Here is a 5,855-nt window from a genome sequence, read left to right as displayed (position 1 = left end):
TCCCACCAGTTGCAGCCGTGCTCGAGATAGCCGTCGAGCCAACCCGCCGCGACCGCGCACAGGTCCAGCGACGCCGCGCCGGCCCGGCGCACGTCGCGGACCTCGGGGAGCATCGCGGCGACCATCCGGGCCTGGCGGGCGCGCCGCTCGGCGCGGTAGGCGAATCCGGTACCGACCAGGGACTGGCCCAGCTCGGTCGTCGCCGCGGCGCGCAGGGGGCGCCCGTCGAGGGTCGCGCCGAGACCGCGTCCGGCCGACCAGAGCCGCCCGGAGGCGGGCTCGGACACGGCACCGGCGACGCCCTCCCCGTCGAGGACGGCGGCGACCGAGATCCCGTACCAGGGCAACCCGTAGAGGTAGTTCACGGTGCCGTCGATCGGGTCGACCACCCAGCGCGCGGCGGCGGCGTCGCCCGCGCCCTCCTCCCCGTACACCGGCTCGCCGGGGCGCAGCTGCGCGAGCCGGTCACGGACGAAGCGCTCCACCGACGCGTCGGAGGCGGTGACGACGTCGGTCGGCGAGGACTTCGTCGTGACTCCGTCGTCGTGCGGTGCGGGCAGGCCGCGCAGGTGCTCCGCGGCCTCGGCCGCGACCTGCTCGGCGACGGCGCGCAGGGTGGCGGGATCGCTGCTCTCGTGCGGGCTCACCACCCCATCCGACCACGTGCGGAGCCACCCGGACGCGCGGGGCGGCGTGAGGTGCGTCCCCCCGGCCGGTACGCAGTTACAATGGAACGCGTACCCCGTCTCCGGGACGCGCGGCGACCACCATCGACGCCGGCGACCGAGGCGGTGGCAGGACAGGACATCCCGGCCGTCGTGGCCTCGTCTCCCCCGACGAGCGCGCCGCGACCGGGCCGCGTAACGACTCCAGCGCACGTAGCGAGAGGGCCCAGGTGGCAGCCGCAGACTCCGCAGCACGCAGCGACTCGACCGTCGAACCGACGTCGGGTACCGCATCCCGCAGCCGCCGTACTTCCGGCACCACGAGCACCGCGTCGGCGACGACCGGCACCGCCAAGAAGCCGGCCGCACGCACCCGCAAGCCCGCCGCGGCGGGTGGCACGGCGACCAAGGCCGCGCCGAAGACCGGCCCGCGCAAGGCCGCCCCGAAGAAGGCCTCCACCAAGAAGGCCGACGGCGACGAGCCCGACGCCGACGGCGACGAGGTCGTCCTCGAGGACTCCGAGATCGACGCCTCGGACATCGAGGCCGACCTCGCCGAGGCCGCGAAGGAGGAGACCGCCGACGAGTCGTCCGACGACGATGACGACGACTCCGACGACGAGACCAACACCGGCAAGAACCGGGTGGCACCGACCACCCGGGCGTCGCAGCAGAAGTCGGCGGACTTCGTCTGGGACGAGGAGGAGTCCGAGGCCCTGCGCCAGGCGCGCAAGGACGCCGAGCTCACCGCCTCGGCCGACTCGGTCCGCGCGTACCTGAAGCAGATCGGCAAGGTCGCGCTCCTCAACGCCGAGGAGGAGGTCGAGCTCGCGAAGCGCATCGAGGCCGGCCTCTACGGCGCCGAGCGCATCCGCAAGGTGTTCGAGTCCAACGAGAAGCTGTCCCCGCAGCTGCGGCGCGACCTGCGCTGGATCGTGCGGGACGGCGAGCGCGCCAAGAACCACCTGCTCGAGGCGAACCTCCGGCTCGTGGTCTCGCTGGCCAAGCGCTACACCGGCCGCGGCATGGCGTTCCTGGACCTGATCCAGGAGGGCAACCTCGGCCTCATCCGTGCGGTCGAGAAGTTCGACTACACCAAGGGCTACAAGTTCTCGACCTACGCCACGTGGTGGATCCGGCAGGCCATCACCCGCGCGATGGCCGACCAGGCCCGCACCATCCGCATCCCGGTGCACATGGTGGAGGTCATCAACAAGCTCGGCCGCATACAGCGTGAGCTGCTCCAGGATCTCGGGCGTGAGCCCACTCCCGAGGAGCTCGCCAAGGAAATGGACATCACCCCGGAGAAGGTGCTGGAGATCCAGCAGTACGCCCGGGAACCCATCTCCCTGGACCAGACCATCGGCGACGAGGGCGACTCGCAGCTCGGTGACTTCATCGAGGACTCCGAGGCCGTCGTCGCGGTCGACGCGGTGAGCTTCACCCTGCTGCAGGACCAGCTGCAGTCGGTGCTGGCGACGCTGTCCGAGCGCGAGGCGGGCGTCGTCCGGCTGCGCTTCGGTCTCACCGACGGCCAGCCGCGCACCCTCGACGAGATCGGCCAGGTCTACGGCGTGACCCGCGAGCGGATCCGTCAGATCGAGTCGAAGACGATGTCGAAGCTGCGGCACCCGTCGCGGTCCCAGGTGCTGCGCGACTACCTGGACTGAGCACCACCCGTTCCACGACGAGGGCCCCGCCGGACGATCCGGCGGGGCCCTCGTCGTCCGCGGTCAGAACAGGTCCGGCGTCGCCGGTGCGACGTCGTCGAGGAACGCGGTGATCGCCGGGACGAGGGTCGCCGTCTCCCCCACCAGGCCGATGTGGGAGGTCGCGGGCAGCACCACCAGGGGCGCACGGGGGACCTCCTGCAGCATCCCGGTCGCCGCGGCCCCTTCGTCACCGCCGCCGAGCAGGCGGAACATCTCCACCGCGTGCTCGGGCCGCACGCCGTCGGCGTCGCCGACGATCACCATGGACCGGGCCGTGATCGCACGCATCCGGTCGTCGGGGATCTCCTGGTCCTCAGCGTTGAGGACCTTCACCTTCTGCACCCAGGCCGCGAACGCGACGGGGTCCAGCGTGTGCTCCAGGAACGCGGACTCGACGGGCGAGCCGGCCAGTGTCGTCGCGTCCATCCCGGTGATCGCGGCGTGCACGGCGGGGTACCAGCCGTCGCGGCGGAACGTCGCGGCCATCACGACCAGCTTGCCGACGAGGTCCGGGTGCCGGAGCGCGAGCTGCAGCGCCACGCCGCCGCCCTGCGAGTAGCCCATCACGTCCGCCCTGTCGACGCCCAGGCCGCGGAGCAGCGCCGCGGCGTCGTCGGCGAACTGCTCGTAGGACAGCGCACGGGGCGCGTCCGGTGTCCGGCCCTGGCCCTGCATGTCGGCGACGACCACGGTGCGGTCGTCGGCGAGCCCGGCCGCCCAGGCCGCCATCGAGCCGGCGGCCATGAACGCGCCCGGGAGCAGGAGCAGCGGTGGCGACGTCCCGAGCTCGCCGTACATCTCGTGGTACAGGTCCAGACCGTTGACCGGCAGGTGCCCGCTCGAGGTCGGCGACGGGGTGATGGTGGCCGCTCCGGTCATGGTGTCTCCCGCGGTGGGTCGAGGGTCCGGCCCTCTACCGACCGTGCCGGGGCCGCGGACTCATCGGCCCCGGCAGCGCCGTCAGCCCGTCTTGGACAGCTGCCCGCGCACCGCGCCGGTCCGGTACTGCTCGGTGTGGGTGTCGACGAACCAGGCGGCCGGGTTGGCCTCCAGGTCCTTGACCGTGAACCCGGCGCCGGTGTCGACGCCGCCGACGACCACGCCGGTGGTGAACGGCCCCTGCAGGCAGCCCGTGCTGGTCATCGGACCACCGGGCGGGCCCTGCGGGTCCGGGAATACCATCCGCGGGTTGCCGGACTCGTTCGGCTGCCCCTCCTGCAGGTGCGTGGCGGTCCGCGCGGGGCTGCTGAACGGCGGGGTGACCCCGGTCATCCGGATGTCGTAGCAGACGATGTCCTGCTGGCTGTTCAGGCGCAGGGTGAACTGTCCGCTCGCGCCCTGCTGGCCGGGCACCGGTGCGCCGTCGTCGGCACGGACCGCGTCCGGGGTCAGGGTCGCGGTGAGCGTGCTGGTGAACGTGGGGGGCTCCGGTACGGGTGCGTCCTCGGCCAGCGCCGGTGACGCGGTGAATGCCAGTGCCGCCACCGCGCAGAGCGCGCCCCCGGCCCACCTGGTCGACCACGGTCCCATCGGTTCCCCCTCGTGTTCCACGCGTCGCTGCGGGGCAAGCATGCGGACACCGGGGGCCCGGCCGCGCCACCTCGGGGCGTTGTCGACCGCTTCGTGTGGGGCACCGCCCGATACGGTTTCGACCGGCCGATCGGGGGCAGGGCCGCCGAAAACCGGGCGATTCTGTCGGGGGTCGCGGTTAACGTCGATCATCGACGGCGCCGGAGATCCCGTAGCGCGGTCTCGTCGGGGGGTCGGGGGTGCGCGCGCTGTCCTGGCGTCGGCTGGGTGGACCGCTGTCGGTCGTGGCGGTGGGCGCCGCGGTGGTGGCCGCAGTGGCGGAGGCGACGGCGGCGACCGTGGTGGGGGCGGTGGTGAGCGGGCCGACGGCCACCCTGGTCGCTGTGCTGGCCGCGCTGCTGCTGGGCGCCGCCCTGCTGGACACCCTGGGCCGGGTCCTGTTCTCCGGGGTGGTCGGGCGCGCGGAGGGGAGGCTCCGGTCGGACCTCGTGGGGTCCGCGCTGGCGCAGCCGCTGCCCGCGCTGGAGGACCAGGCGGTCGGTGAGCTCCTCGACCGGGTCGACGACGACTGCCGCCAGCTCGCCCAGCTCATCCGGCGGATCGGCTGGGAGACCGGCCGCTCGCTGCTGCGCTCGGTCGTCGCGTGGATCGTCGCCGGGCTGGTGTTCTGGCCGGCGTTCGTCGTGTTCCCGCTGGTCGCCGCCGTGATCGTGCTGGTGGCGCGGCCGTTGACGCCGCAGATCGCGCAGGCCAAGGTCGCCGAGGAGACGGCCTGGTCGGACCACGCGGCGCAGCTGGAGGAGGCGGTCGCCGGGCAGGACGACGTGCGCACCTCGCTGGGCCAGCCGCACGTGGTGGCCGGGTTCGCCCGCCGGGCGGCGACGGTCGTCGCGCGCACCCACGAGGTGTGCCGGATCGCGACCCGGCTCGGGCTGCGGACGGGCACCGTCGCGCACGCGCTGCTCGGGGCGCTCGCGCTCGGCGGGGTGTGGCTGGTCGCCGGCGACCCGGGCGGGATCGCCGCGCTGGTCACGCTGTGGCTGCTGGTCACCGCGTTCGTCGGGCAGATCGACGCGGTCGTCGACCGGATGCCCGACATCCAGGCCGGTCTGGGTGCGCTCACCCGGGTGTCGTCGCTGCTGGAGACCGAGCGGGAGCCCGAGGGCGGCCGTCCGCTGCCGCCGGGGTCCGCGTCGGTGGAGCTGCGCGGACTGACCGCCGGATACGACGACGGGTTCCGCCTGGGCGGGATCGACCTGACCGTGCCGGCCGGGACGACGTGCGCGCTGCTCGGCCGCACCGGCTCGGGGAAGTCGACGGTCACCAAGGTGCTCTCGCGCGCCGTGGAGCCGCCGCGCGGGCAGGTGTTCCTGGCCGGGGTCGACGTGCGCGACCTGGACCTGGACGGGCTGCGCCGCGCGGTCGGCGTGGTCACCCAGCGCACCGAGATCCTGGCGGCGACGCTCGCGGAGAACGTCACACTGTTCGACCCCGCCGTCCCGCGCGGCGCGGTCGAGGCCGCGACGGCCGCGCTGGGTCTCGACGAGTGGGTCGAGGCCCTGCCCGACGGCCTGGACACCCGCCTCGGCACCGGCGGGATCGCACTGTCCTCCGGCGAGGAGCAGCTGGTGGCCTTCGCCCGGCTGCTGGTGCGCGACGTCGCCGTCGTCGTGCTGGACGAGGCCACCGCGCGGATGGACCCGCGCACCGAGGAGCGGGTGACCCGCGCGTCGCGGGCGCTGCTCGCGGGCCGCACCGGGATCGTCGTGGCGCACCGGCTGTCGACGATCCGCCGCGCCGACGCCGTCGCGGTGCTGTCCGACGGCCGCCTCGTCCAGCACGGGGCGCGGGAGCAGCTGGCCGCCGAGCCGGGCCGCTACGCCGACCTGCTCGCCGCGGACCGGTCCCTGCCCGGGTCCACGGGCGCCACCGGGGCCGTACTGACCGG

4 protein-coding genes and 1 pseudogene are annotated in these 5,855 nt (G+C 74.0%); 2 read left to right on the top strand and 3 right to left on the bottom strand.

The genetic code is table 11. The annotated features are described in order from the left end of the window. Positions 1 to 647, bottom strand: a 647-nt coding sequence (locus GTW08_RS30525; RefSeq protein ID WP_161152881.1) for an inositol monophosphatase family protein, incomplete at its 3' end; no start/stop codon positions are given. Between the two features lie 230 nt (positions 648 to 877). Between GTW08_RS30525 and GTW08_RS30520 the strand changes: the two are divergent. After that, positions 878 to 2,335 (top strand): annotated as a pseudogene (locus GTW08_RS30520) (RNA polymerase sigma factor); the annotation flags it as partial. A 63-nt stretch (positions 2,336 to 2,398) separates the two neighbouring features. On the opposite strand, the gene GTW08_RS30515 reads toward GTW08_RS30520, so the two are convergent. After that, positions 2,399 to 3,256 (bottom strand): alpha/beta fold hydrolase, encoded by an 858-nt coding sequence (locus GTW08_RS30515; protein WP_073576997.1) that lies wholly within the window; start codon positions 3,254 to 3,256, stop codon positions 2,399 to 2,401. 81 nt (positions 3,257 to 3,337) lie between these two features. Beyond that, the gene (locus GTW08_RS30510; protein ID WP_161152880.1) at positions 3,338 to 3,862 is read right to left on the bottom strand and encodes a CHRD domain-containing protein; all 525 of its coding nucleotides are present in this window, start codon (positions 3,860 to 3,862) and stop codon (positions 3,338 to 3,340) included. 284 nt (positions 3,863 to 4,146) lie between these two features. Here GTW08_RS30510 and GTW08_RS30505 point away from each other — a divergent pair. Beyond that, positions 4,147 to 5,855 (top strand): ATP-binding cassette domain-containing protein (locus GTW08_RS30505; RefSeq protein ID WP_161152879.1); only part of this gene is annotated, 1,709 nt, incomplete at its 3' end.

The sequence above is a fragment of the Pseudonocardia sp. SID8383 genome, assembly GCF_009864975.1.
GTDB classification, from domain to species: domain Bacteria; phylum Actinomycetota; class Actinomycetes; order Mycobacteriales; family Pseudonocardiaceae; genus Pseudonocardia; species Pseudonocardia alni.
The sequence above is the reverse complement of the archived record's forward strand: the minus strand, read 5'-3'. Positions and strand labels throughout refer to the sequence as shown.

Coding starts and splice junctions, on each gene's coding strand:
- GTW08_RS30515 (WP_073576997.1), bottom strand. CDS start 3,256: ATGACCGGAGCGGCCACCATCACCCCGTCGCCGACCTCGAGCGGGCAC.